Genomic DNA, 25,568 nt, shown 5'->3' with positions numbered 1-25,568 from the left:
TCACTGCTCCTTGGACGTCAGGGTGTGCAGGGTGAGGAAGTAGTTCTCCCGCCAGCGGGCCGCTATCTCGAGCTGGTCGTCGTCCCACCAGGCCAGATCCTCCAGCAGGACGGCGAAGTCGAGGCGGGCGGCGCCGCGGCTGTTCAGGTGGCCGGTCAGCGTCCACAGCCTCGGGTGCAGCAGCGAGGTGTCGAGCCGAGTGAGGGTTTTGACGCGGTTGGTCATGGTGGCTTCTTTGAAGCCGTAGCGGGCCACGGCGATGGCGAGGTGGGTGCCGAGATCGGGACGGCGGCGCCAGGGCCGCTCAGCCGTGCTCGCCACCGCTGCCGAACCCGACCGGTCGGACACCGGAGCTGTGCCCGCGGCCGGTGTGGTGGTGGCGTCCTGGTCCTTGCCAGGGACGGGCTGCTCCGGTCGGTAGGGGCCTTGTTCGTGGGGCAGGTCGCGGTGCAGAGCGATGAGTGAGGCCACGGTGTAGTGGGCGCGGCGTGCTCCGAAGCCGGCGATGTGCCGGGTGAGGTGCTCTGGCATCCGGGAGCACTCCTCGACGGGCCGTCCGAAGCCCGAGTTGAGGTCGGCGCGGATGCCGTTGACCGCGCACAGGGTGATGACCTGGCGGACGAAGTCGTCGTAGTGGGCGCGGCGTTGCACGGTGGTGACGGGCATAGGGGCGGCAGCCTCCGATAAGGCGGCAAGACAGGAGAGGGCAGAAGGATGTGGTGAGGGAGGATCAGCGGCTGCGCATGCGCAGCTGGGCCAGGGCGGTGGCGACGGCTTCGGCGGCGCGGAAGTGCTGGGCGATCGCCGGGCGGGTGGCAGTGCGCAGGGCGCCGATGGCGTCCGCAGCGAACGCCGCGCGGGCGCTGCGGGCGGGTTCGTTCACCAGGTTCCAGAAGGTGGCCTCGGCGCGGGGCCAGTACAGGGCGCGGGCGCTGCGGGTCCAGGACGGCAGGCGGCGGGGGCTGCCGCAGTTGGTGGTCTGCTTCCAGGCGTCCTGGGAGAGGCGGTCGAGGTGGGCGCCGATCTCTTCGGCGGCCTTGCGGCATTCGGCGACCCGCTCGGCCGCGGCCGGATCGCATTCCTGCATCCACGGCCAGATCGGCGGGGTCAGGGCCGTGTACCAGGTGCGGTTGGTGGTCTTGCCGTCCTGGTCGAATCCGTAGACCCGCACCCGCAGGGCGGCGCGCAGGTCAGGGGGCAGGTCATTGAGAGTCGTGAAGGCGTCAGGGCGCTGGACCGTATAGCGGCCCTTGCCGCTCTTTGCCTGTGTGCCTTTGCGGTCGTCCTCGTCACCCGCCAGCAGCAGCGCGTCCAGGTCACGCCACAGGGCCCGGTCGGCGTCCGCGCGACGTGCTTTGAAGCGCTTGGTGAGGGGTTCGTCCACATGGACGTGATGGATGAGGTACGGGTCAAGAGCCGGGAGTTTCTTCTGGGTGGCCCAGGTCAGATAGGCGTCGACCACCTGGCGTCCGTCCGGCGCCGGAATGAGAAGGACGGCGTGACGCGAGCGGCCGGTCAGCAGACGGCCCGGCGAGGACACTGGCGGCGGCGCGGCATCGGGGTCCGGGCCCTCGACGGGGTCACCGTCGTCAGGGTCGGGGTGGGGCAGCGGTTCCTCCCACGGGCAGTGGTCCACTGCGTCCGGCCACAACGGGTCGGGCTTGGGTATGCCGGCCAGGAGGGTCTCGTACAGGGTGCGGCCCAGGGGGTGGAAGGACAGACTCGAGCGCAGTGGGCCGGCTTTCGCCCGGCTGAGGGAGCGGCCCCCAACCGTGCGCACGGACCACTGGCCGGCTGCACCGTAGTAGTGGTGGATGAGCATGTGCCACAGCGCCCGGGCGCTGGGCACCGGCTGGGGGTCGGTGTCCGTATGCGGACTCAACCAGGACAAGTTGTTGCCCTCGGGACGGCCGAAGACCAGCTTGTTGACGCCGGCGCGTTGCGGGCACTGCCTGGCCAGCCTCGGGTCTTGCAGGAACGGCCGCACCGGGTGGAACAGGTCCCAGATGTAGGCGTCGAAGTAGGCATGAACGGCGTCGGGATCGAACCCGGCGGGACGCGCCAGTAACTCCCTGCGCCGAGCCGCCCACTGACGTGCCGTCATGCGTCTTCCGCCTCGTGCGTCCAGGCCGCTGACCCGTGCGGCCATCACAACGAGCAGGCGTAAGACGGCAGATGCCGCTGGCGGCACGGGCAGTGCCAGATCCTTGATGAGGTGGGCGTGCAGCAGCACGTCACGCCATCCCAGCTCCTCCTGGCACCCGTCCGGGAAGAGAACGGGAATGCACGGCTCTTTGTCGGTCTCAAAATGCGGGGAAGACACGCAGGCTCCATTGCCGGGTGCGAACGAAAGAGGGGATTCTCGGGAAGACTCGCGCGCCGGAGCGGGGGATTCTGTACAGGCCAAGACGCCAGGGGCTCACTCGGCGACAGAGAAGGAAAGGAGGAAAGGGCAGGCGGTGAGGGCGCGGACCGGGTCAGGCCACGCCGGCGCACCACCCTTGCAACACGGGCGCACCAAGGGTGTGGTGCACACAGCGCAGCAGACAGGGCGCGCGAGACCGGACTCAAACGTCAATCCGGCCCCGCGTTTCCATATTAGCTATAGACAAGCAGCTTCTAAACCACATGGTTCATCCGAAAATTACCGACCGGTGTGCTTATTTATTTCCGGATCGCACTCCTCAATCGGTGCCGGCTGGGCGACGGCTGTCACTTCTCATTTCGATGTCACCGCCGGTTCTCGCTCAGATGTCAGGCGTTCCTGTTGGTCCCGGGCCCCGCAGGGTGGCATCGGATGAGAGCCATGGCGGCCTGAGATGGGAATTTGCGGCCTTCTGTCTTCTGGCATCGCACTGCTGCGTGCCTCGGGCGGGGGGAGGTCCGGCTCTCCTGCAAAGGTGGCGGCATGCGTACCGTTGCGTCCACAGCGCATCACCCAGCGCGGCCACGACACGGTGCTGCGGCTCGCCCAACCTCCAGGGAACACGGGACAGGCGATGCCTGTAAGGGGAGTTCGGGCGGGCGGTGTGGGGCGGGAAAGCGGCTCAGTCTTCGGTGTGGACCAGGCCCAGGACGCCGTCGAAGTGCAGACGGTGCCGGCCAAAGCGCACCGGCCGGGAGGGATCGCCGGCGTCCTGCGGGAGCAGGACGAGGTCGGCGAGGAGAGCGTGGCTGCGCCAGGAATCGGGGATGCGATGGTCTTTTATGCGGCCGGCGACCCAGGCGGCAGGGACGGGCAGGGTGTGCTGGAGGATCGTGCGGATCTGAGCAGTGGTCGGTTTGCGGTGCTCGTTCAGCGGCCGGGTGCCGGCCGCGTCCAAGGTGAGGCGGCCACCGGACATGCGGTAGACGGGCAGGAGGCGGCGGGGCATGGCGCCCAGGCGGGTGGCGGTCTCCCGGGGGGGCAGGTTCTGGCGGTGCAGGTCGGACAGCGAGAGGGTGTCGTGCCAGGCCGGCACGAGGTGCAGAGCACTGTGGTGTTCCTCGGTGCGGGTGCGGGCCTGGTGCAGGGTGTGGCTACGGCGCAGGGCGGCGTCGGTGCGGGCCAGGGCGTCGGCGTCGCCGTGCACGGCTTCCACGAGCTGCAGCACGTCGTCGGGCAGGGTGAGCGGCTGCTCGGGCCGTCGGGCGAGGTAGGCGGCGGTGGCGAGCGGCAGGAACGGGGAGTCCAACGGGCGCCAGGCGGGCGGCAGGAGGGTGCGGCCTCGATGGTCGGTGGGGTCGAGGACGATCAGGCGGGGGCGGTCGCCGGACAGCCAGGCGGGCCGCTCGATGTGGTCGAAGCGCCACAGGCGGCCCAGGCGTTGCAGGAGGGTGTGCAGGGGCGCCAGGTCGCTGACCATGACGTCGACGTCGATGTCGAGGCTCATGTCCAGCAGGCTGGTGGTGACAACCACCAGCCGCCCGGGGCGCTCGCCAGTTGAGGCCAGGGCGGTGCGGATACGGCGGGTGAGGGCCTCGCGCTGGTGGCCCGGCAGGCGGGCGTGCAGCAGCAGCAGCTGGCCGTCAGGGCCGCTCTCCGGCCAGTCGAGGGCGGTACGCAGATGCGTGTAGGTGGCCTGGGCGTCGGCCATGGTGGCGCAGTACACCGCCGCGCAGCCGCCCGCTCGGGCGACGGGGGCGATCTCCTGAGTGATCCGCTCCAGGCGGCTCTCCCGGGCGGGTGTGTCGTCGGGGTCGGTGCAGGAGGAGTGGCGCACCGGGTGGAGACGGAGCTCGGCGCGGCGGCGGTGACCGTCGGCATGGGCCTCGGCCGCGGCCGGGTCGATGCGGGTGAGGGAGGCGTCCGAGGCGGCGGCGTAGAGCCAGCCCGGGTAGGAGGGCCGGCAGTCCAGGTGGGCTGTTGCGGGGTGCGGGTGGCCGGCGCCGTCGAGATAACTGCGGACGAGCTGTTCGCTGCTGTGGCCGGGCAGGGTTGCGGACAGCAGCACCACGGGGCAGCCCAGGGCGCCGAGCCAGTGCAGCAGTCGGGACAGTGTCTGCCGCATGAACGGGGGCAGGGCGTGGACTTCGTCGACGATGACGGTCCGTCCGCACAGGGCCAGCAGGCGCAGGGCGCTGAAGCGGACCGGCAGGGCGGCCATGAGGGCCTGGTCGTGGGTGGCGACGGTGAACTGGGCCAGCAGGGCCCTGTCCCAGCCGCGCAGCCAGCCGTCGGGCACCGTCACGCGTTCTTCGGGCCGCTCCCCCGCAGCCGGCCTGCCCCCGCCATCGTCGCCGTCGTCCGCGTCGGGCCAGTAGGCGTCGCTGGTGGAGGGTTCGTGGGCGGCCAGGCGGTGGTCGGTGTAGGCGGTGTTGTCGTAGCTGTGGCTGTGGACCAGGGAGACCGGGGCGTGCTCGGGATGGTGGGCCGCGACATACGCTTCGAGGAGGTCGTAGGCGGCGTCGGTGGTGGCCATGGTCGGCAGCAGCCACAGGATGCCGGCCGTGTCCCCGGAGGCGTTGAAAATCCGTGCTGCTTCCAGCGCGGTGACGCTCTTTCCGCCGCCGGTGGCGTCGGTGACCACCAGGATGCCGGGCCCCTTCTCCCCCACCGCGGCAGTGAGTTGCCCGATCACCGAGGCCTGTAAGGCGTTCGGCCGCTCCAGGCCGCCGTGTGCCTGAGTGAACGGCACCTGCGGCAGGGTGATGCGGGTCAGCCCGGACTCCTCGACCACGGCGGGGGCGTCCCGCACGGCCTGTGCGTAGTGCTCGCCGGCGCTGAAGGCGGGCGCCTGGGCATTGGGCAGCCAGTAGTGGCGCTGGCTGGCCAGCCGGTCCGCGATGATGCCGATTCCGGTGATCAGCACGGCCGCCGGCACCGACACGTCCGCGGGCAGCGCGCTGGCGCCGGTCAGATAGCGCAGCAGAGCGAAGTAGTGGCGGCGCAGATCCTGCCAGGCCGGCCCGCCCAGGGTGAGGTTGACCCGGGAGGCTTTGGCTGCGCCGTCGATGTCGACCTGCAGGAATCGGCCGTGGTGACCGCCCAGGATCTGAGCGACGAGCACTCCGGGGCTGTCGGAGGTGTCTGCCGGGTAGCCGGCCTCGGCCAGCAGGTGCAGCACACTGTGCATGGACGCCCGTTCGTGCGGCATACGCTGCCAGTTACGGATGTCCGCGCGCAGGGTGTCGCTGACCCGGGCCCAGGGATACGCCTCCTGTTCCTGGAACGCCGACAACTTGCCGAGATCGTGCAGGCCGGCGATGAACATCACCAGACAGCGCGCCTCGGCCAGAGTGAGCCCCAGCCCGGCAGCGATCAGCCGACGCTGACCGCGGGTCAGGTACCGGTCCCAGACCACACCGGCGAGCGCCGCGACATCCAGCAGATGAAACAGCAGCGGATACACCGCCCACGCACCGCGGTCGAACTTCCCCCACGGCGTCAGATCGATCCCGCCACGCCGGGCATCCTCCCGCACCCCCACCAGCCCGCTCCCGCCATGCGCCAGTCAGCCCTGGAATCAGGGACGTTGACACCCATCCTGCCGCATGCAAAGCACCTCCCCGGCACACGCCCCTGGCAAGGCAGGGTGTAGCCTGCGATTCGGATTTCGCCGGTTTCCTCACCCCCGTGAGGGTGCGCCCCTGCTGGTCATCACGGGCCGCTCAGGGCCCTGTTTCCTCACACGCGCGGGGATCAGCCGTACAGCAGGGCGGCAAGCTGGGCGATGCGCGGCCCTCCCCACACAGGTGGGGGTCTGCCCAGTTCCTCGCGGCTGCCGAAGAAGTAGTCGCCGTCTTCCCCACGTACGTGGGGGTTCGTCGGTGAATTGCGCACACCCGGTCCAGCCCACGTTGGCTCCCCACACACGTGGGGGTCTGTCCAGCACGCGGGGAAAGACGGGATACCAGCGGGGTGCCCTCCCCACGTGCGTGGGGGTCAGCCTTCGGTGGTGAGAGTCTTTGCAGTGGCGGCAGGCTTCTTCTCCCGTACGGACGCCCAGACCGGGCTGTGGAGCGAGTCTTCCCGCATGCGTGAGGGGCCGTCGCCCCGCTCCCACGACCAAGGACGTGAACATGCGTCTTCCCCATATACGTGGGGGTCTGTCGCGGATCGCTCTGGACGAGAACCGGCCCATGCTGTTTTTCCCACACGCGTGAGGGTTTGCCTCCCGTCGTCGAACAGATTTTCCTGGGTCAGCGGTCTCTTCCCCACGTGCGTGGGGGTCTGTCCAGGGTGTTGATACTGCCGAAGGTCCGCTCGACGTCTTCCCCACACACGTGGGGTTCTGTCAGTGCTGGTCTACTTCAGCCTCGTCCCCGGCGCGAACTCCCCACATGCGTGGGGGTGTAGCCCACGTCTGGGATGCCGACCACGTGCAGACCCCGTCTTCCCTACACATGTGGGGGTCGTTCGTTCTCGTACATGCGGCGAACCTTGATGCGGTCGCCCTCCCCACAAGCGTGGGGGTCACTCCTCCCAAGTCAGAACGTGCGTCGCTGACGTTGGTGCTCTCCACACACGTCGGGGTCTGACGACTCTTGCCGTCAACTCCACCACAGCAGGGCTCAGCGCTGGGTCGCCGGCCTCTCCTCTTGCCTGCTTGCCCAGTCGTTCACCCGCCCGATTGTCTCTTCCGGCTTCGGCAGCGCCGAGTACACGACGAACTCGGCGTAGTTCGGGTCGTCGATCGACAGCGGTGGCAATGGATACTCTCGCAGCCTGGCCACCAGGTATCCGGCGGCCAGTAGGTCACGGGACTTCTCGATATCGAGGTCAACCTTGTCCGCGTGCCAGTAGGAGCCGTCGTACTCGATGGCGAGCTTCCGCCCCCCTGCCGTCTCGACCGTGATGTCGACGAGCCAGCTCGCGCGCCGGGCGAATGCCTCGTGCCGCACTGACTGGCCGGACGATGCCCGGCCGAAGGCACGCTCCGCGGCTGCCCAGTGTTCCAGCTCTATGCGGGACTTGCCATGTCCCCGGCACTCGGGGCAGCCGCTGCCGTTAGCCCGTGAGGACAGGGCAGCCTGCCACGCGTGATCTGGGTTTGCAGAGCATATCCAGGCAGGTGTGAACAAGGTCTGGCCGGTCGGGCGCACCTGCCACGCGGACAGCGGATTGGCCGGCGACCACTCCGCCGCCAGATCAGGGAAGTGGTAGGCGAGCGAGTCGAGGATCGTGCGGCACTCCGGGCAGCGCAGGCGCTGGCCCTGTTCCCGACGGGCCGGTGTCTCCTGCCACTCGTGGCCGCAGTCTTCATCTCGCCACCACACGAGCTTGCGTGAACCGGGCGACACCTTCGACAGTTGAGTCTTGCCGTTCTTGGTCGGGTGCCACTGTGCGGCGATCTCGGCGTTGAGTCCGAAGGCCTCAGGATCGACCTCGATCGCCTCAAGACGCGACGCGCGTGTGTCCTGGCCGCGGCAAGACGGGCAGCCGTTACGTAGATACGTGAGCGGAGACTGGCGACAGCGGTGCCCTTGCGGGCAACGTAGCTGACGGTGCCGGTAGTCCGCGACCATTACGGTCCGGAGATCCGTCTCGTCGTCCCAAGCGGCGAGCAGTTCGGGCACGTCCGCGACCGGCGTCCTCTGATAACGCGCGTGCTCCGCCTCCCACTCAGCCCGTCGCTTCGGTTCGCACTCCGGACACTCGCGCATGTTGACCATGTCGAGGACCCGTTTCCTGAACCGCAGTCCGCAATCGGGGCAACGCCAAGCCGCCTCCCGCCGGGCCTTGACGGTGACGGTCTCCCAGGTGGCGGCGTCGTTCTGCTCGTGGTCCCACCAGTCGAGGACGGGCAGTTCGCTGTCCTTGAGGAGGTCACGCTGTTTGGACCCGGCGGGCTTGGTCGTCTGCCGCTCACGCCGAGGGTTGACCTGGCACTGGCAGCCGAATCCGATGTCCCCCAGCCTCGCGGCGCTCAACCGGCCGCAGTAGCGGCACCGGACATGGTGCGGGTCGTCGGAGAAGGAGGGCGCGGTCAGTGCGCTGAGGTAGTCATATCCGTTCTTTTCGGCGTGCTCCCGCGCCTCGGCCTGCGGAACCGGGTTCAGGTCGGCGTACGCGCCCATGGCCTGGCGAGCCTTCCGAGCCCACTGCCGCCAGTAGCAGGCCCGGCACGTCGCTTCCCCATACGCGTTCTTTTCCAGGGTGTACTCGAAGCGATAGTGCGCCTCGCAGCCGCATGCCAGGCACCGGGTCAGACGCCACGCCTTCGGTTTCGTGAAGGGCTCCAGCGGTTCCAGGCCGCCCTCACGCAGCATCTCCGTGATGTGGGCGTCACACCAGGTGCTCTTCGTACGTGTAGAGAACGCGGCAGGCTGCCCGCAGTCCGCCTCAGAACACAGTTGGGTCGTCTTACGGGGCGATAGGGAACTCACGTGCGGATTCTCGCAGGTGCGTGTGCCGACGGCACGAAGTGACGTAATTGCTCCTTCCTCGCTGACGTCACTCGTCAGCTGCCGCCCGGTGTCTCCTGAGCGAAAAGGATCCGCAACGCCAGCGGCGAGAGGGCCAAGCCCTGGGACCACCCCACAGCGGCCGTTCAGCGGCCGCAGGAGGCGCTCCCGCACCACAATGACCGCGCTTCTGGTAATACCAGGCCACCGCATAGTCAGGCAGTGCAAGCAGAACCGTCCATGACAACCCCCACCAGGCGGCGGCTCCACCAGCGGGGCCAGCTCAGGTAAAGTGAGCAGAAATATGCCCTACCGGTCTCTAGAACCGCAGGTGAGCAAGGGTCTTCCCCACACACGTGGGGGTCTGTCGGCGCGAGGATGCCCCTTTCGATCGCCTCGCTGTCTTCCCCACACACGTGGGGGTCTGTCCGCCTCGGTGAGCACTCCGAGTGAGGCGTAGGTGTCTTCCCCACACACGTGGGGGTCTGTCCAGCATTCCCACGCCCGCCACCAGCGCCCGGTCGTTTTCCCTACGCACGTAAGGGTCTGTCCGGTGCGAACCAGTCACGGGGCCGCAGGTCCCCGTCTTCCCCACGCACGTGGGGGTCTGTCGTTCACTCGCGGTCTGGACCACACGGTTCTGCGGTCTTCCCCACACACGTGGGGGTCTGTCCACCGTACTGGCGGTGACGTCGATGCCCGCATACCCTCCCCACACTTGTAGGGGTCTCTCCTCGCTGACGAGCATCTTCGGGGTGGCGGTCGGGTATTCCCCACTTATGTAGGGGTCTTTCCGCCGCGATGGTGGTCGCGTCCCTCGGAGAGGAGTGCTCCCCACACGTGTGAGGGGTTCCCCGCGCGGTTGGGGTGTGTCGTCCCTGGCCGTCAACGCCTGCCTGCGCGAGCTGCTCTCCCCGCAAAAGTGGGGGTCTGCCTTCCCACTCCCTCAGGAACTGTCGGGCCCGTTGTCCCCATGCACATGTGGGTCGTTCGCATCATGGCAGGGCTCCACGCGTGCTAAGCCGTCTTCCCTACGCACGTGGGGGTCTGTCCTCGCGCGGAAAATGGGTAAGGACCATCAGATCGCCTCGGGGTCCGTAAGCCCGCACCTCCCTCAAGCGCATGCCACCTGTCGTCGATCAGCCATAGGTAAAGCACGACACGGATCAGCGACCGTTGCGGGATGCGCCCCAGCGGGGAACGCTCTCGAGCTTCGAGAAGTCTGGTGAACAACTCGCGTTGCTCCGGGGGGAAGACTCGCGGATCGCTACCGTGCGCGCTGGTCTTGCGCGGCTCGGGGTTGGCGAGCATGCCGTCCTCGACCCAGGAGGTCACCATCCTGGGACTGGCTTTCATCACGCCCAGGGCGTGTGCGTCGGCGACCAGATCGGCCGAAGTTCCCTCGACCCACTTGGTGGCCCGATTCCCGTTCATGGCGCCGAACTTACATCGAGATTCGAGCCTCGGGAGCTGCATTCAGCGGACGTCAGCCATAAGGCTTGGGGTCAGCAGAGACTGCGCCCCGCACCGTATCCCTGCCAGGAACACGCGGTGCGGGGGCAGCCGACTCATCCCCTGAACGGAGACCGTCATGTCCCACCGTACGCACCGCCCCGTCCCGAAGCGGCGACGTGCCCGCCATCGTCTTGTCCAGGGCCTCGGGCAGGCGGCGTTCTACGCCGCTTCCGCCACGTTGGCCAGCGGGCTGGTCCGCGAGCTGCTCCGCCTGGTCCACACGTCCGTCTCTTCGTGCTGACCTGGGCGCCGGGGAGATGCCGCGTCCTGCCGCGCGCGGCATCTCCCCGGCGCCTGGCTACAGGTAGAGGTCTGCAGCTTCGAGTTGAGAAGACCGCGGTTCAGCAGGGGTGTCGGGAGCAGCGCGCGGACAAGGCGGCCGTCGACCGAAGCGAGACGGCGAGTGGAGTCCGGAGCCCGGCCGCCGGGGCATCGCGCAGCGTGGCGGGACGGAGATTTCTCCTCTGCCTAAATGGGCCGAATGTCGCAGGTAGCGGAACTGGCCAAGGGGCAACGCGAGCGCCGGCCAGGCGAGTCCGCTCACCGTCGGTGCGCGGGCTCTATCCACAGGCATCTGCTCTGAAGATCGCTTATGAGGCCGCCGCGATCGGCGTGGGGCCCCGTACCTGAGGAGCCATCATGCCCACCACCAACATGCCGCTCGCCCCGATGACCCCGGACGCGGCCATCTCCGCGTTCAGCTACCTCCGGGCCGTGCAGGCCGACGACCTCGAAGCCGCCCGCGAGTTCGCCAGCGGCGAGCCGCGGATGCCCGAGCTGCTCGTCGACGTCGTCGAACGGATCGTCGTCCCCGTCACCGCGCTGCCCGGCCCGGAGGCGGGCGAGCCGTGCGCGGACACCTTCGCTCTAGAGGCCCTCGGGCACGTCTTCGTGACCTCGATGCGGACCTGGGCGCAGGCCGGGCCGGACACGGCGGAAGGCATCGCCCGTTCCGTCATCGACTTCGCCTTGCAGTTCCTCACCGAGGACCACGAGGACGTCGCCGACACTCTGCGCCAGTTGGAGGCCGTCGGTGTGGGCCAGGCCCTCGATGCCCACCCCGCACCGGCCGGCTCGCATCCGGTGCGCTTGACCGTCGTGTAGGCGCATCGGATGCGCGCCACCGCCGCGCGACGCACCGCATCGCCCATCGTGGTGCGTTCCATCGGCATCGCCGTACCGCACCGGGCGCGCGCCACGGCCGGGCGGGCTCCTCTATCACACACCCCCTTGACCACGACCTGACCGCCAGCCGAAAGGGGCTGTGTCAAGGGAAAACGTCCTCGGTGGCGGACCTGGTCAAGGGGTAGCGCACGCCACCGGCCGCACCTGGTCAAGGGGGCGGTCGGCGGTGGGCGCACCGGTGCGGTGCGGGACGTCGGGTGCGGCGCACCGGGCGCGCGCTAGGGTGCCGGGCATCGTCGGGTGTTGCGCCGCCGGATGCCGTGGCGGACATCGCGGTGCGCACCACGTGGCATGCATCGTCATCCGCGCACCGGAGTGGAGTCCACTCGGTGGAGCCCATCGGGTGGAGTCCACCCGATGTCGTGCATCGCCACTGGATGCGGAACATCGTGGGCTCCACTCGGTGGGCGATGCCCGGCATCGTCACCACAGCCAGGCGGTGGAGTGCCGTACCCGGGACAGGGCGCGGGCATCGCGGCGCGCGGCCGCGTTGCCGATCCGGTTCTGCCGGGAGCGGGGCCGGCGCGACTGCGCGGCGGCGAGGCGGCGCTTCCCGGCGTCCTGGAGTCGCCGCCGCTGCTTGCGCAGCTCCTGCTTCTTCGCCGCCTTCGACTTCGGTTTCCGGGATCGCTTCCAGATCGGCTGCCACCCCAGGGGCTCATCGGACTCGGATACCTGGTCCTCATCGAGCGCGGCGGATATGTCCTTGGCGGCTGCGCGGGCGCGGGCGAGGGCGTCATCAAGGCTGGGTTGTTCTTCCGGGGTGCTCACGCGACTCCTCCTGTGGTCCGGCCCGGCGTGTGCTGGGTGCCGGGCTGCTGGGTGTGCGGCGACGGGGCCGCCGCCGGGGCGGGCTGCGGTCGGGGACCGTGGGCGACGGCACGCTCCCGGATGCCGTCCTGGAGCTTGGCGGCGGCGGCCTCAAGGGTCCGGCGGGTCTGCTCCACCGTGTCGACGCCGGTCTCCGGCTCCAGGACGCGACCGGCCTCCCGGTCGGAGTGGAACGGCCGCGGGTGCGACCTCGAGGCGGCGGGCACAGCGACGGCGTACGGCCGGGTGCGGGAGCTCAGGCGCTCCGCACGCCGCGTTGCATGGACCCGGGTGGCCAGGGCGCCGGCGGCGAGGCGGGCCCGTTCGTACTGGGGCGCGGACCGCTTCCGGGTCAGTGGGCGCAGCACAGCCTGGTCCTCGGTGTCGCGCGGGTACAGGGCGCGCAGGTCGGCAGTCATCATCCGCCGGCTGGCCGGGCGGGTGTAGTCGTCGACGACTGTCTGCACGATCTGTTCCTCCAGGCCCGCCTGGTGGGGCCGGCCGCGCAGGACGTAGGAGAGGTAGCGGCGGGCTTCGGCGAGCAGGTGGTGGCGCTTGAACACGCCGCGCATCACATACACCACGGCGACGACGTCAACGGCCGCCAGGGCAATGTCGACCACTGGCCGCACCCGCGCCCATACCGCCGCGGCTGCTGCCCGCGCTCGCTCCGCGAGCCGGTAGACGGTGCAGGCGCCGAACGCCCGGATTGCTGAGGTGCGCCATCGCTCGCGCAGCTCGGTCAGCGACAGCAGCTCCGTGCGCTTGGGCGGGCGCGTCTGGTCGGCGGCCTGACAGGCCAGCGCGTAGGAGGCCCGCTCCCCCGGCGCGTGCCCCTGCCGTTCCTCATACTTGGCCGTCAGGACGGGCAGCGCGTCCTCGATCTGCTGACGGCGGGTCGACTGCCAGCCGATCAGCCTTTGGTCGATGCCCGCGATCTCCATGACCGGCCGGCGGCCGGGCGTCACCTCGCGCGGCTCCCACGCCCACCCGAGCCGGGCGGACACCTCCTCCATGAAGTACAGGAGGTAGAGAGTGTCGGCGGCGACGATGTGGGCCATCAGCGAGTCCGCCGACAGGTTGCCCCACGTCCCCTTGTCGTCCGGCCGCCGGACGCGGATCGACACCACCGCATGATCGTGAAGAAGCGGCTTCGACTCGGCAGCTCTCGACTCGTAGTGCCGGAACACCGCGACGATCAGCCCATCCCTGATCGGCTTGCGGATCTTGCCGCCGCTCCGCCAGCGGATCTCCGCAACCGAATCCTCAAACCACGCCAGCGTCTTGTCCCTGGCGATGTCCTGGCACAGCTCCAGCAACGTGCGGGTCTCGTCGTCCCCGAGCGCCCACGCGATGTGTGCTGTCGACGGCGCCCGGAACACCAAGTCCATGGCCAGCCAGGGAGTGCGCTCCTTGGCCTTCTCGGTCTTCGGCGAGCGGTTGTGCTCGATCGGCCTTCCCAGCACGGTCGCCCGCCGCGCCGTCGCCGGATCGTCACCCGCCTCCAGGCGCTCGCGCTCGATCCGGTCAGCATCGGGGTGCCGGCCTTCACCCAGGAGCAGTTCGGCCTGCCGCTCGGTCACCACGTCCCCGGCCTTAAGCCCGAGCGCGGCCAAGCCCCGGCCCTTCCACACACCGGGCGGGACACCGGCTTCGTCCTGGGCGGCGCGCAGCGGCGTACCCGAAGCGCGGTAGCCGTCACCCACCATCACGCCACGGAAGAGATAGCGCCACCCGCTCCCCGGACGAACCTCCGCTTTGCTGATCACCGGCCCATGGAACCCCGGCGTTGACCTGCGAAAAAGCGCGATCCCGGGTACGTCCCGCCAGGCGGGAGGCCATCACCAGATCTTTACCGCCCCGCCCGCCAGGCGGGCCGCGACGCCAGCCCGCGACGGTAAGCCGTCGACCTGTGCACAGTCCGCCGCATGACTACCGAACTGTTGCACGGAGACCTCTGCCCGCTGTGCGGCCGACCCCTCACGCTGCGCCTGGCTGTCGTCGTCCGCTCGAACGTGCCGTACCCCACCCGGACCGACTACCTGCCACACTGCACCTCCTGCGCCAACGACCTGCCCAGCGTGCAGAGGTGGAACGACCTGATGAACGACCGCTACGGCCTTTGACCCGGACCGTGCGAATGCTGCGCCACGACCGCTTCTCCACGACCGCTTCAGCTTGGGCAGGGCTCTCGGAACGCTCACCCCGCGCGATGAAGCTCCTGCCAGCCCACGGGTAGGGCGATCCTTCCAGGACGCCCAGGCCGTCCAGGACGTCCGGGCCTTCCAGGACGTCCCGGTCGCCCGACCCTCCCGTAACGCGGCGCTCGTGTCTCACGGGCGAGCCGGTCGGTGTCCAAGATCGAGGCGAGGTAGGTTCCGTCCGGAGTGAATACCTTCTCGTCGTTGTAGGGGCACCAGCCGATCCACTCGCAGTCCGGAGCCCAGACGTACCGGCCGATCCGGAAGGCGATCCATTCGCCCGACGAATCGAAGAGGTACTGGAACTGGGTGGTGGCGGTCTTCGGGAGGTCCTTCGCTCCTGCCGGGAGGGTGATGGGTCCTCGAAGGCCCGGCAGTCCGGGGAGGCCCGGGAGACCAGGAAGGCCAGGCAAGCCGGGAAGACCGCGGGGAGGACGGTTCGGCAGGACCAGCAGGCGGTCCTCAACGATGGTCGCCAGGTAGTTGCCGGTGGAGTGGTCGTGGACATCAAGGTCCCCGTACGGGAGCCAGCCGAGCTGGTGGCCGTCCGCGGTGAACACGTACTTGTCGGTGGTGTCGCGGCGGAACGCGATGAACTGCCCGTGCGAGTCGAAGAGGTGCTCGGTCACAGACGCTCCCATCCTCGTAGCGATAGGGCGCCGACCCTAGCGGAGAGCACTGACATTGATAGAGGTACGCAGGTTCCGGTGGTCGTGCCGTCGGCTCACGTTGCGGCGGGTCCTTCTACGTAGGGGAGGCCAACCGCTGCGAGCTTGGTCTGCAGGTTGATGTCGCTGGTCGCGGCGTACAGCTTGGATCCGGGGTGGGCGGACTGCAGGAGCAGCGTGGAGGCGATGAAGCGGTCGTCGGGGACGTCCAGGTCCAGCCAGGTGGGGAGTCCGTCGGCGCGGGGCTCGATGTGCTCGAAGACCGCGGAGACGTCGCCGGCGACGCGAGCTCCCTTGCGGACGTCTCCGTTGTCGCGCATCGCCTTCAGCCTCCGGTCAGCCTTCTTCGCGGCTTGCCTGCGCTCGGGGCGGCTGTGGCTGCGCTTGAGGTCGTCGATCTCGCGCAGTACGACGGGCAGGAGGTGCACCATGTAGCGCGGGCTGTCGACGGCATCCTGGTAGACCGTGACGTCGGGGTCGTCCATCAAGGCGTTGGTGTCGACGACCACCCGCACCGGCCAGTCGTCCTGTGGCAGCAGCTGAACAAGGTCACGCAGTGCAGCTGTGGCTTCCTGCAGCTGCGTCACCGCTCCGGTGATGTCCTTGGGAGCACGATTCTTCACCCGGCCTTCGCGGACGAGCCAGTCCTCTAGCAGCCGAATACCGTCGTCCATGCTGCGCTGCACGGCTGGCGTGGGGTGAGGGAAGAGAAGCCGGAACCGCGGCGCCCAGTCGCGTACCTGCCGCAGGAGTTCCATTCGGCTGGCCTCGGCCTCTGGAGTGCTCGGCACCCAGGCCCACGGATGACCGAAGACCTGAACGTCTCCAAAGTCCAGCTGTCGCTCTCGTACCTGGGAGTTGTCCAGGATCGAGGCGTAGGCGGTCTCGATGTCCGTCAGTTCCGACAGCAGCTGGTCGACGTAGGTGGGAGGCGGCGGCTTCTTGGGCATGACCCGATCATCCTCCATGCCCCCATGCGGTAGGCCCTCACTTCGACTACTTCGACGGGTTCGGCTGCCCCCGAGAGCTTTGGCACGTGGACTGGAACGCAATGGGGTGGTCGGCGCGCTGGCCTCTTGGGTTCCGTGACCCTTCAGGACATCGGATCGTTGAGGTGGCTGGTGCCGCATGAAGCTGCCGCGACGGCGCCTGGCTGAGAGCTGTCGGCCCATGACCGGGAGATGGGTAGGCCCTAGACGCGCCGCGTCATCGCAGCAGAGGAGTTGTAGTTAGCCACAGTCTGCGTGGAGTCATGGGCTCGCGCACGAGGATCAGTCATGGCATCCCACGCACGTAAGAACGCCGCTCGTCGGCAGCAGGACCTAACGGGAACGAACCGTCGCGCAGCGCTGCAGGAGATCCGCAACGCTGTCCCGCCTGCTCCGCAGGCCAGAAGCGCAACCAGGATTCCGGGCGGAGAGGCACAAGCGGAGGTTGTGCCAGCTGAGCTGATCGCTCTCGTCCAAGACTTCGTTCACTGGGAACGACGCCACCTGGATGATGCTGTAAGCGTCGCGCGCCAGCACATCGAATCGCCTGCGAATTGGCACCGTCTGGTGCTCTACGCCCTCACGGACGCCCTGGCCTACAACTTCTTGCTGGTCGGCGCGCTCGCTGCATACCTCCAAGAGCAGGGACTGGACGCGGATCTTCTGCGTCGACACCTTCAGTCCCCCGACCCCGATCGGTACATCAACCAGGAAGCCCTCGATCTGCTCGCAGGTCTGATGGGCAGGCCCGTCGCGGATGGCCAGCAAGAACCTGCATGGCACTTCATCGGCAGGCAGATCGCCGAGTGCGGCGCACAGCAGGGCGACGAAAGGCGTCGCTCAACGCAGGAGGGGCTGTAGCCGGGTGTCCCCGCTGCAGCCCCCGATGAGCTCGGTGCTTACCGGGTAAGCACCCGTCAGCCGATGAGTCTCTCAACAAGTTCCTCGATCTGCTGCGGCGTGAGGCGTCGCTTCAGCTCTGCGGCAAGTGCCTCCAGGTCCTCTTGCGCCTGTTGCGCACTGGCGGCGGTCGCGGGCTCGCCTTGCCGTTTGGCGGCGGCCGTTGGTGGGGTGCTTACCGGGTAAGCACCCTTCGGCTTCCGGCTGGACTCGCTTTTCTGCTGGGCCCGCCGCGCGAGTGCCTCTTCTGCGGCACTCTGCTGCTGCTGTTCAGGCAACTGCCCGACGGTGCGGGCGATCTTGACTGGGAGTGCCTTGTCTTCCAGGGCCTGTTTGAGCTCCGGAGTGAGCTTCAGCAGCGCCAGGCGCTGGGTTACCCAGCCGCTGGACTTGCCCAAAGCCCGGGCTACAGCGCGCTGTGAGCCGTGGACCTGGACGAGCCGCTCAAGTGCTTTGGCCTCGTCGAGCGGTTCCAGGTCTTCGTGCTGGACAGCTGCGATGAGTGCAGTCTCCAGCAAGGTGTCCGCGTCGTGGGCAAGCGCGTCGTCGATGTGGACCGGGAGTTCGTCGAGACCGGCGAGCCGGGCGCCGGCGAGGCGGCGGTTGCCGTCGACGACGACGTACTCGGCTGATGCGAGGTCCTGTGCGTGGTCGGGGTGCGCTGCCAGGAATGCTTCGCGTGTGACGATGGTGAGCGGCTGGATGATGCCCTTGCTGGTGAGGCTGTCCGCCATCTCCTCTACGGCCGCGAGGGTGGCGCGGGGGTTGTAGGGGTTCGGTGCCAGCCGGTCGACAGCGACCCGGAGTGAGCTGTGGGTGGCGGCTGCGGCCGGGGCCGCCGTGGCCTGTCCGGCAAACGCGGCGAAGCTTGCGGCGCGGCTACTCATGGGCTGGGCAACGGCGTCGAACGTGGCGGAGCCGCCGAGGGCATCGGCTTTGCTCATGTCAGCCTCCGAGCGATCTCACGCATGTGGTGGGCCTGGTCGGATTCGGGGGAGTAGGCGAGGAGAGCTCTCTGGAGCCGGACGGCTTCGCGCTGCTCTTTCAAGTCGCCGATGACCGCAAGGACGGGCGGTGTCCCGAGACTCCTCCATTTCTCGAGGGAGGAGGTGGCGATGTAGCCGCGTCGCGAGTCGTACTTGTTGACTACGAGGCCGAGCTGGTCCACGTCGATGTCGTAGTCAGTAGCGAGGGACTGCACCTGGTTGATGAGCATGCCGTACGCCTGCGCGGAGGTGTCCTCTGCTTCGACGGGGATCACCAGGCCAGAGGCGCCGGGCTTCTCTCCCTCGCGGCGACGGCCGTAGTAGATGGCTGCATCCATGGCCAACCCCAGGCTGGGCGGCGAGTCGATGACGATGACGTCAAAGTGCTCTTCCAGTGGGGACAGTGCTCGCTCAAGGGCAGCGTGCCGGGGCCCGCGGAACATGGTGAGGCCGGAGTCGAGCAGGAAGGCGTCGAACGCCGCGGGGAGGATCCTCAGCCGGTCTCCGAAGCGTGCTTCCTCTATGACGACAGTGAGGTCGATGAGCGGGGTGCGCGCCTGCTCCCTGTTCAGCATGTGCGTGATGAGGCTCTCGCTGCCGGCGGGGATGGCTTTCAGACCCAACTGGTGGGAGAGGTGCCCCTGAGGGTCGTAGTCGACCATGAGGACACGGAGGCCGGACCGCGCCGCGGCTTGAGCGAGAGAGGCGGTGTCGTCTGTCTTGCCCGGCAGCGCGTGGGGGTCTTCCGCGAGGGCCTGGGCGAGGCCGGCGGTGACGGCGGTCTTCCCTACGCCGCCTTTCTGGTTGCAGACGATGACGCGCCGTGTGGGAGCGACCTCTTCGCCGGCGGGATTCTGCTCGAGCCATAGCGCCACGGACTGGGCAAGCCCTTGGATGTAGGAGACACCACGGGTGGCACAGTCCCGCTTGAAGTCGTCGTAGAGACCTTCGGGTAGCCATGTCCCGAATGACTCGGCTCCCGCCGTGTCGATTGCGGGGAGCGGCTCGGCGTGGGCGCGCCACGCCTGGATGCCGTCAGTGACAGCATCTTGCACGTCGGTACTGAGCTGCGCCGCCCGGACCTTGAGGGCTTGTCGGAGGGAGGCGGGCAGCTTCGATGCGAGCTTTTCCCGCTCCCCTCCCGATGTCGGAGACGCCATGCGCGGCAGCATACTGCCGCCGGAGGCGGATGAACGTCAGGAGGGCGGGACATTCACTCCTTTTGACGTCAGCTCCTGCATGTCAGGTGCTTACCGGGTAAGCACCTGAGCTCTCTCAGCGCCCCTTGCGCACGGGAGTGAGCATCCAGGGCAGCTCACTCCTCTGTGCACTCCCTGAAACGCAAAAGGCCCTGCCCCCCGGTGAGAGGCCGGGAGGGCAGGGCTTCAGCATGCGGGTGTCAGGCCGCCCAGGTGGCGGGCGCGTCTTCGTCGGGGTTGGGGAGGCTAGCGGCGGTCGCAGGGGCGGCCGGGTGACGCATTGCTGGCCGTGGTCACCCTGGGGCTTTCACGTTCTCAATGAGGGCCGTCAGGAGCTCGCAGGCGTCGGCCTTGTGCGGGTCGCTGTAAGAGGCGTGGTCGCTGACGTGGAACACCGTGTCCTTCGCGGTGACCGTGTACCCGGGCATGACGGTGGCCGCCCTGCCCTTCAGCAGGGTGTTGAGGCGTTCCGTGTCACGGGAGGCGAGCCAGGTCTGGGTGTACGGACCCATGCGGAGCAGGATGCGGCCGGAGTTGTCCTTCTGGCGGGCTTCGACGTGGACGGCGTAGTGCGCGGGCTTCATGCCGACGTCGTCGGGGATGTCGAGGCCCGCCGCGGCGTGAGGGCCGGGTGCCACACTCCGAGGATCTTGTCCGTTGAGCAGCGCAGCCAGACCTTGCCGGTGTAGCCGAGCTGGTGGCCGTGGAGGTAGGCCGCGGCGTGCGGGGTGTCGGGGTGGACCAGGGAGACGGCGATCAGGTCGGGCTTATGAACAGCTCGCATGTCTCAGGCCCCATCCTGTCTCATCAACAGACAGGTGGAGCCCATGGCTGATCCAGTACGGGCCGCACAGTGGAGTGTCTCAGCGATGACCGGGATCCGTTGCTCGTTCGTGACCTTCAGGCCCGCCCTACGAACGCTTCGTGATGTCGCGGTGGCATACATGTCCGCCTCCTGAAGTCACGCTTCGTGATCGCGAAGACCTTCTGGATCAACCTAGGAGTAAAAGCACCTGTGGATAGAGTGCGTGCAGCTATCCGCGTCCGCCGGGGAAAGTCGCCTCGGCGCGGGACGTGTGTTCGGACACCGGTCCGGCTTTCCTACGGGCAGGTTCGCGCGCTGATGGACAGCACCCCGCCACTGGCGGGGTGCCTGGCAATGGCTGGGGCCTGCACGAGTGGCCGCGCACCGGCCTGAGTCACCTCGGCGAGGCCGGCGCGAGTTCGCTGATGCACGGCCGACCGGCTGGGAGCGAGGGGTTTCCCCGGCCGCAGCAGGCTGGCGTGTACCCCCGGCTGGGACAAGCCTGCCCCGCGGCCAACGCCGACGGTGTCGTACCCGATCCCGTGGGACCCGGAGCAGCGTGGTACCCGGCCCCGGGATCCTACCTTCGACACCAGCCGCAAGGTACGGGCGCGAGCGGCATGGTGATGGGGCGTGACACAAGAACAGACGGAGAGTCGGCACCCGCAGATCCGCATTCATCGGTATGAGCAGGCCATCGCCATCAAATGGCCCGGCGAAGACCGGTGGTTCATGGTCTGGGGAGACGGCAACGCGACCGCCGAGTGGCGGGACAACCCGAACGACTCTCTCGCCTTCCACAAGCTCTCCCCGGACGACGAATGGATGGACCCCGTGGCGGAGCACCGCATGGACGTGACGCCCTGGACGGAGGCAATTCGCCGGGATGTGGCGTCGATCCAGCGGCTTCTCACCAGCCTGGAGGATCACCCCTGAGGCTGAGCTGGTGTCGCCCCGTACCTTGCGGCTGATATCCGAGGTAGGAGCCCGGGGCCGTTCCGTTTGGCCTACAGCAAATGGGCGTCACTCACGCGTGTCACTTAGCGTTGCATTCAGTTACTACACGTTACTCCTATTGGAGGTGAACTGTGCCTCGAATATCGTCGCGCGAGGCAAGATCCAGCCGAATACGGCCGGGCCTGCGGATAGCTCTCGCTACTGTCAGCGCCCTGGCCGCCGGGTCTATGGCGCTGGCATCGAGCTTCCCGGCTGTCGCCGTCAGTCCGGGACAGCCGACGCCGCCGTCCCCGTCCGAACCGCCGAGCGTGGAGTCCGCACCGGCCCCGCACGAAGAGCCGCCGAGCGTGGCGCCTCCACCACCACCGCCTCAGCCTGAGCCGCCGAGCGTGCAACCCCCGCCGGCCCCGCACGAAGAGCCGCCGAGCGTGGCGCCTCCACCACCACCGCCTCAGCCTGAGCCGCCGAGCGTGCAACCCCCGCCGGCCCCCGTTCCGGTCCCGCCGCCGGCTCCCGTCCAGCCAACGGCCCCCCCGCAACCGGTGAGGCCCGAACCAAAGACGTGTGCCACCCACATGATCGCGAAAGGGGACACTCTGTGGGATATCGCCACCAAGAACCTCGGTGACCCGACGAAATGGATTGCCCTCTACGAGGCCAGTCAGTCGGTGATCGAGGCAGCAGCTCGGACCTACGGGCATGCCACGAGCGACCACGGGAACTTGATATTCCCGGGGACCCGTCTCTCGGTCCCGGGCGGAACATGCCACCCGGAGACTCGGCAGCCAGCCCCAACGGCGCAGCAGCTGGCCCAAATAGCGCAGCAGAACCGCGTAGAGCACATCCCAGCGTCCTGCTCGAAACCTCTCATGATCGGCGTGCGGGGCTCAGACGAGAAACCCGAGGTCGAAGGCAACCCGGTGATCCCTCGGGACCTCGGCCCGGAAGTAGGCCGCATCTCCACGTACCTCAGCGACACGCAGGTGTACGGGCTGCCTTACCCCGCAGCGAAGGTGTTCCCCAATCTCGCGACGGACAGCGCCGAGAAGCTCGCCTACGAGCTGGCGAAGAACAAGGCTATCTCCGTCATCGTCGGCGGCAACCCAGTGACGAAGACGGCAGAGCAAGTCAAGAGGGAAGGCTTTCCAGTACCGGACAGCGTGAAGGAAGGTGCCGCGAACCTTGAGGCAGACCTTCTGGCTCAGGTCGGGCACTGCCATGGTCAGAAGCAAAAGGTCGTGCTGGCCGGGTACTCGCAGGGAGCCTGGGTGATCCGCGTCGCGCTGGCCGCGCTCAAGCGCGACCACCCGCACCAGTGGGCTGACGTCCTGGACAGCATCAGTGGTATCGGGCTGCTAGCGGACCCGTACAACAAGTTCTTCCAGCCGCCGCTGCCCGAGGAATTCGGTCTGAAGAACAGCTACAGCGTCTGCCTTCCGGGAGACCCTGTATGCAACGACCCCCTCACCACCCTGGAGGGCGTCCGCGATTGCACGGTCGGCGAGCCCCTGAGCTGCACGCATCTTCTCTACGGGATCACAGACATTGGGAAGGTGCCTGGGAAGACGGCGATCCAGGACGTTGCCACTTTCCTGCAGCGCGGCTTGAAGAACCGGTAACGTACGCTGCGCTCGACGCCACCGCTTGGTACGGCGGTGCGTCGAGCGCTGGCGAAGCTCTCTCTGGGCTCCCGCGCGGCTGGAAGCCCAACACCTCCGACACAGTGCATGTCCCATCGTCGGAGGGCTGCCTCGGCCGATCAGGCCCCGCGCTGGCGGCGGCCACCCTCGAGAGGGGAGGTTCAGGCAACGCGGAGAGGGCGGGGCCAGCTATTCGTGATCTTCGGTGTGCAAGACCGCCACGCCCTTGCGTCCGAGCCGTTTCTTCAGCGCGAGGTTCTCTGCGTAGAGGTTCGCCGTCACCGTGGCGAGGGCATCGAGCTTCCCCTGTTTCTCGGCGACTTGCGCCTTCGCCTCGCGCAGCTGCTTGCGGAGCTCGGCGATCGTCTCGTCACGCTGGACCTCCCCGGGTGTGCGCAGGACGGGGCGGACGACCTGCGCGTCCCACTCGGCGAGGACGTCTTCGGCGCGGTGCACTGTTGCGTGGCTGACCTGTGCTTCGCGGGCGAGGTTCTCCTTGGTGAGCGCGCCGTCGGTGTGCAGGGGCTTGCCAGCCAGCAGCCGGGCCATGGCCGCTCTCAGTTTCTCGGCGGACGCTGCGGATACCGGCATCAGGCGGTGCCTTCCTCTTCGAGTGCGCGCGTGATGCGCTGGACGTCAGCGAGTCGGACAAAGACCGCCTCGCGGTTCGGGGGCGACAACCGCGGGTCCTTGGACAATGCGGTCAGGTCGTCCTCTTCCGCGACCCAGTACGGGGCGTGGGCACGGGTGATGGTCGAATTACGGCAGCGGGCCGGCTGGCAGGCGCCGATCAGCGGGGCCAGCCCGCGCTGCTCCTCAGGGAGCTCGTCCTGGCACTCGGCCTGCGGGGCGTCGAACATGCAGTGGTTGACGGTGCCCAGGTGGAGGTTGGGGAACTCATCGGCGAGCAGGGCCTCTTCGACCCGTTCGTCGGCGATCTGCGCCCGTAGCTGTGGATCGTTGTCGATGGTGGCGATGACCTTGTCGAGGCCGGCGTGGAGCCGGGCGGCGCCGGGTCCGACCGCGACGCGCTCGCCCTGGCGGCGGCCACGCAGCAGATCCACGAGTTTGCGGGCGGCGGCCTGCTGCAGTTCGGTGTCGAACTCCTTGGCCCAGCTCGCGTCCATCTGTGCGTACGCCTGGGTGGTGCGGTTGGCGAACGACCGGCGCGCGGCGTGCTTGAGCTGGAGGCCGAGCGCGATCTCCGAGTCGGGTTCACGTCCGGCGAGCTGCGACATGGTCTTGCGGAACATGTGCGAGCGGACGTGCGCGGGCGGGATTTTGGCCAGGCCGTGCTGGTGGGCAATGGTGTTGACGCCGTTGATGAAGAAATCGATCTCGGCCTCGGATTGGATTCCGGGCTCGGTGTGGGTCTGTTTTCCGGTGGGCGGGGCCAGCGCCACGAACAGGTGCGTGGAGTGCCAGGACAGCTCCTCGAGGACCGCGAGAGCCTCAGCGACCGGCTCGATGATCCACCAGTGCAGTTCCGGGCGCGCCGGGTCCATCTTGGTCTTGCGGGAGACGATGGCTGGGGAGCCGAAGTAGGTACGCACGGCGTCGCGCTGAATCTCCTGGACCTCCGAGTCGCGCATCAGGGTCAGCGCCGAGACGAACACGTACACCGCTGCTCTGAGCATGTGCAGTTCGAAGGTGAGCTCTATGGCACTGATCTGCGTTCGCCACGGCTCCGACGTGCCGTCCTCACGCTGGATGTGAGCGGCGTCCCGGCACTCCAGGCGGTAGGCGCGCCAGCCCACTCCAACGCCCAGATCGACGGGCAGGCCGCGGCCGGCGGCCACGGCCTGCCTGAGCAGTCGCATGCGTGCCGCTCCTGTCCGCTGGCGTGGGTCGAATCTCTTGGCGTACCGCTTCCGGTGGGCCCCCAGGGGAGGGGGACCCCAGATCATGCGGGCGGCCATCGCCCAGATCGGTTCTCCCGTCTTCCCGTGATCGTCGGTGGTGTGCACGGGCACCAGCGTGGAGGGATCGGCCAGCCACCGTCGTACGTCATCGTCCAGTTGTTCCTGGGTGACGCCCGGTCCGGTGCCCGGCGCGATGTAGCTCGGTGCGGTGGAGCCTTTGCCACGGCCCACGCCCGCCGTGGCAATCGCCACGCGGCCTTCACCGATCGCGGCGAGGACGATGGCTCGTCGCTTCTGAGGCCTGCTGCTCGTGTTGTTCGACCCGAAAATGTTCATCGTTCTGCCGCTGGTGACCATCTTGCTGAGGGCAGTCCACATAGGCGTCCCCGCCTTGGTGTTCTGGTAGTCGACCTCGTGGACCGGCACCGCGTTGCCCGGCGCACTGAGCCACTCCTCCAAGAGGGTGTCGGTGTTTTCGGCAGGGGTCGGTCGTGCGCTGGTGGAAAGCGGTGTGTCGGGCCGTGGTTCCCTCTGCTGGGCGAAGTGGTTGCGCCAGCGGAAGATGTCCGGGGCGAAGGTATGGATGTAGGTCCAGGCTCCGCGCAGGAGCGGCCACCAGGTCTCGGGCGGGATGGACGGGGTGGCGAGCGTGTCTTTGCAGGGGACGTCCTCGTCGTACTCCTTGGCTCCGATGGCCTCGGCTGTCTCGTCGCCCCACGGGTCGTCGAAGGGGCTGATGCCGGTGATGACCTCGGCGAGCTGGCGCAGGCGGCGGATAGCCGTCACGTGGAAGGCGACGGTCTTCGCGCCCTCGACCTGGGACGCCTTGTGAACGATCGCCTCGTGCCAGTCTTCCTGGTCCCACAGGCCGAGGTCGGCCGGCAGTCCCTGTTCGCGGCCCCAGCGCATGACTTTCCTGATCTCCAGCATCGACGCATTGATGGTGGCGACGGCAAGCGGCACGGCGGGCAGGAAGATCAGCGACTTACGCAAGACCGGGTGAGAGGGGTTGAGCAAGGCGAAGC

20 protein-coding genes are annotated in these 25,568 nt (G+C 68.2%); 5 read left to right on the top strand and 15 right to left on the bottom strand.

Annotation, left to right across the window (positions count from 1 at the left end):
- The 5 genes from ACFZDC_RS33120 to ACFZDC_RS33100 form a co-directional block, all read right to left on the bottom strand.
- Entirely contained in the window at positions 1-666 is a 666-nt protein-coding gene (locus tag ACFZDC_RS33120) for a type I-E CRISPR-associated protein Cse2/CasB (protein ID WP_391329561.1), read from the bottom strand.
- A 64-nt stretch (positions 667-730) separates the two neighbouring features.
- Positions 731-2,323, bottom strand: a complete 1,593-nt coding sequence (gene casA / locus ACFZDC_RS33115) for a type I-E CRISPR-associated protein Cse1/CasA (protein WP_391329559.1) — start codon at positions 2,321-2,323, stop codon at positions 731-733.
- A 724-nt stretch (positions 2,324-3,047) separates the two neighbouring features.
- Positions 3,048-5,909 carry a CRISPR-associated helicase Cas3' gene (cas3, locus tag ACFZDC_RS33110; RefSeq protein ID WP_391329557.1) on the bottom strand — a complete coding sequence of 954 codons (2,862 nt, stop codon included), beginning with the start codon at positions 5,907-5,909 and terminating at the stop codon, positions 3,048-3,050.
- A 212-nt stretch (positions 5,910-6,121) separates the two neighbouring features.
- Positions 6,122-6,262, bottom strand: coding sequence for a hypothetical protein (locus tag ACFZDC_RS33105; RefSeq protein ID WP_391329555.1), 141 nt, complete (start codon positions 6,260-6,262; stop codon positions 6,122-6,124).
- Between the two features lie 731 nt (positions 6,263-6,993).
- Positions 6,994-8,691 (bottom strand): zinc-ribbon domain-containing protein, encoded by a 1,698-nt coding sequence (locus ACFZDC_RS33100; protein ID WP_391329553.1) that lies wholly within the window; start codon positions 8,689-8,691, stop codon positions 6,994-6,996.
- Between the two features lie 2,289 nt (positions 8,692-10,980).
- Between ACFZDC_RS33100 and ACFZDC_RS33095 the strand changes: the two genes are divergently transcribed.
- Entirely contained in the window at positions 10,981-11,445 is a 465-nt protein-coding gene (locus tag ACFZDC_RS33095; protein WP_391329551.1) for a hypothetical protein, read from the top strand.
- Positions 11,446-11,949: 504 nt separating this feature from the next.
- Here the strand turns inward: ACFZDC_RS33095 and ACFZDC_RS33090 are convergent.
- Together ACFZDC_RS33090 and mobF are read right to left on the bottom strand one after the other, a co-directional pair.
- Complete coding sequence (locus ACFZDC_RS33090; RefSeq protein ID WP_391329549.1) at positions 11,950-12,297, bottom strand: hypothetical protein; 348 nt, start codon at positions 12,295-12,297, stop codon at positions 11,950-11,952.
- A complete protein-coding gene (gene mobF, locus ACFZDC_RS33085; RefSeq protein WP_391329631.1) occupies positions 12,294-14,045 on the bottom strand; it encodes a MobF family relaxase in 1,752 nt (583 codons plus the stop codon). Before mobF ends, ACFZDC_RS33090 begins: the two co-directional genes overlap by 4 nt.
- Positions 14,046-14,264: 219 nt before the next feature.
- On the opposite strand from mobF, the gene ACFZDC_RS33080 reads away from it, so the two are divergent.
- Positions 14,265-14,462, top strand: coding sequence for a hypothetical protein (locus ACFZDC_RS33080; RefSeq protein WP_391329547.1), 198 nt, complete (start codon positions 14,265-14,267; stop codon positions 14,460-14,462).
- A 74-nt stretch (positions 14,463-14,536) separates the two neighbouring features.
- Here the strand turns inward: ACFZDC_RS33080 and ACFZDC_RS33075 are convergent, their stop codons facing one another.
- Both ACFZDC_RS33075 and ACFZDC_RS33070 read right to left on the bottom strand, forming a co-directional pair.
- Complete coding sequence (locus tag ACFZDC_RS33075; RefSeq protein WP_391329545.1) at positions 14,537-15,166, bottom strand: 4-fold beta flower protein; 630 nt, start codon at positions 15,164-15,166, stop codon at positions 14,537-14,539.
- Between the two features lie 95 nt (positions 15,167-15,261).
- Positions 15,262-16,155, bottom strand: a complete 894-nt coding sequence (locus ACFZDC_RS33070) for a PIN domain-containing protein (protein ID WP_391329543.1) — start codon at positions 16,153-16,155, stop codon at positions 15,262-15,264.
- A gap of 327 nt (positions 16,156-16,482) precedes the next feature.
- Between ACFZDC_RS33070 and ACFZDC_RS33065 the strand changes: the two genes are divergently transcribed.
- The gene (locus ACFZDC_RS33065) at positions 16,483-17,055 is read left to right on the top strand and encodes a hypothetical protein (RefSeq protein ID WP_391329541.1); all 573 of its coding nucleotides are present in this window, start codon (positions 16,483-16,485) and stop codon (positions 17,053-17,055) included.
- Between the two features lie 56 nt (positions 17,056-17,111).
- On the opposite strand, the gene ACFZDC_RS33060 is transcribed toward ACFZDC_RS33065, so the two are convergent.
- From ACFZDC_RS33060 to ACFZDC_RS33045, 4 genes are all read right to left on the bottom strand, one after another.
- On the bottom strand, positions 17,112-18,038 hold the full coding sequence (locus tag ACFZDC_RS33060) for a ParB/RepB/Spo0J family partition protein (RefSeq protein WP_391329539.1): 927 nt from the start codon (positions 18,036-18,038) through the stop codon (positions 17,112-17,114).
- Positions 18,035-19,240, bottom strand: coding sequence for an AAA family ATPase (locus ACFZDC_RS33055; RefSeq protein ID WP_391329538.1), 1,206 nt, complete (start codon positions 19,238-19,240; stop codon positions 18,035-18,037). The genes ACFZDC_RS33060 and ACFZDC_RS33055 overlap by 4 nt, the downstream gene beginning before the upstream one ends.
- A gap of 332 nt (positions 19,241-19,572) precedes the next feature.
- Positions 19,573-19,917 (bottom strand): hypothetical protein, encoded by a 345-nt coding sequence (locus ACFZDC_RS33050; protein WP_391329536.1) that lies wholly within the window; start codon positions 19,915-19,917, stop codon positions 19,573-19,575.
- Entirely contained in the window at positions 19,860-20,063 is a 204-nt protein-coding gene (locus ACFZDC_RS33045) for a hypothetical protein (protein ID WP_391329534.1), read from the bottom strand. The genes ACFZDC_RS33050 and ACFZDC_RS33045 overlap by 58 nt, the downstream gene beginning before the upstream one ends.
- 654 nt (positions 20,064-20,717) lie before the next feature.
- On the opposite strand from ACFZDC_RS33045, the gene ACFZDC_RS33040 reads away from it, so the two are divergent.
- Both ACFZDC_RS33040 and ACFZDC_RS33035 read left to right on the top strand, forming a co-directional pair.
- Complete coding sequence (locus ACFZDC_RS33040; protein WP_391329532.1) at positions 20,718-21,020, top strand: hypothetical protein; 303 nt, start codon at positions 20,718-20,720, stop codon at positions 21,018-21,020.
- 596 nt (positions 21,021-21,616) lie between these two features.
- A complete protein-coding gene (locus ACFZDC_RS33035) occupies positions 21,617-22,660 on the top strand; it encodes a cutinase family protein (protein WP_391329530.1) in 1,044 nt (347 codons plus the stop codon).
- Between the two features lie 210 nt (positions 22,661-22,870).
- On the opposite strand, the gene ACFZDC_RS33030 is transcribed toward ACFZDC_RS33035, so the two are convergent.
- Positions 22,871-23,272, bottom strand: coding sequence for a hypothetical protein (locus ACFZDC_RS33030; protein ID WP_391329528.1), 402 nt, complete (start codon positions 23,270-23,272; stop codon positions 22,871-22,873).
- Complete coding sequence (locus ACFZDC_RS33025) at positions 23,272-25,536, bottom strand: hypothetical protein (RefSeq protein WP_391329526.1); 2,265 nt, start codon at positions 25,534-25,536, stop codon at positions 23,272-23,274. Before ACFZDC_RS33025 ends, ACFZDC_RS33030 begins: the two co-directional genes overlap by 1 nt.
- Between the last annotated feature and the right edge of the window lie 32 nt (positions 25,537-25,568).

The organism is Streptomyces sp. NPDC007905, from assembly GCF_042959345.1.
GTDB lineage: Bacteria > Actinomycetota > Actinomycetes > Streptomycetales > Streptomycetaceae > Streptomyces.
Note: the sequence above shows the minus strand (reverse complement) of the source record. Positions and strands in the feature narration are given on the sequence as shown.

What these genes read in the sequence shown, in the direction of transcription:
- ACFZDC_RS33060 (WP_391329539.1), bottom strand. Translation starts at nt 18,038, where the DNA reads ATGAGCAAAGCCGATGCCCTCGGCGGCTCCGCCACGTTCGACGCCGTT.
- ACFZDC_RS33095 (WP_391329551.1), top strand. Translation starts at nt 10,981, where the DNA reads ATGCCCACCACCAACATGCCGCTCGCCCCGATGACCCCGGACGCGGCC.
- ACFZDC_RS33055 (WP_391329538.1), bottom strand. Translation starts at nt 19,240, where the DNA reads ATGGCGTCTCCGACATCGGGAGGGGAGCGGGAAAAGCTCGCATCGAAG.
- ACFZDC_RS33035 (WP_391329530.1), top strand. Translation starts at nt 21,617, where the DNA reads ATGATCGCGAAAGGGGACACTCTGTGGGATATCGCCACCAAGAACCTC.
- ACFZDC_RS33030 (WP_391329528.1), bottom strand. Translation starts at nt 23,272, where the DNA reads ATGCCGGTATCCGCAGCGTCCGCCGAGAAACTGAGAGCGGCCATGGCC.
- mobF (WP_391329631.1), bottom strand. Translation starts at nt 14,045, where the DNA reads ATGGTGGGTGACGGCTACCGCGCTTCGGGTACGCCGCTGCGCGCCGCC.
- ACFZDC_RS33080 (WP_391329547.1), top strand. Translation starts at nt 14,265, where the DNA reads ATGACTACCGAACTGTTGCACGGAGACCTCTGCCCGCTGTGCGGCCGA.
- ACFZDC_RS33120 (WP_391329561.1), bottom strand. Translation starts at nt 666, where the DNA reads ATGCCCGTCACCACCGTGCAACGCCGCGCCCACTACGACGACTTCGTC.
- ACFZDC_RS33045 (WP_391329534.1), bottom strand. Translation starts at nt 20,063, where the DNA reads ATGCGAGCTGTTCATAAGCCCGACCTGATCGCCGTCTCCCTGGTCCAC.
- ACFZDC_RS33100 (WP_391329553.1), bottom strand. Translation starts at nt 8,691, where the DNA reads ATGCTGCGTGAGGGCGGCCTGGAACCGCTGGAGCCCTTCACGAAACCG.
- ACFZDC_RS33070 (WP_391329543.1), bottom strand. Translation starts at nt 16,155, where the DNA reads ATGCCCAAGAAGCCGCCGCCTCCCACCTACGTCGACCAGCTGCTGTCG.
- ACFZDC_RS33065 (WP_391329541.1), top strand. Translation starts at nt 16,483, where the DNA reads ATGGCATCCCACGCACGTAAGAACGCCGCTCGTCGGCAGCAGGACCTA.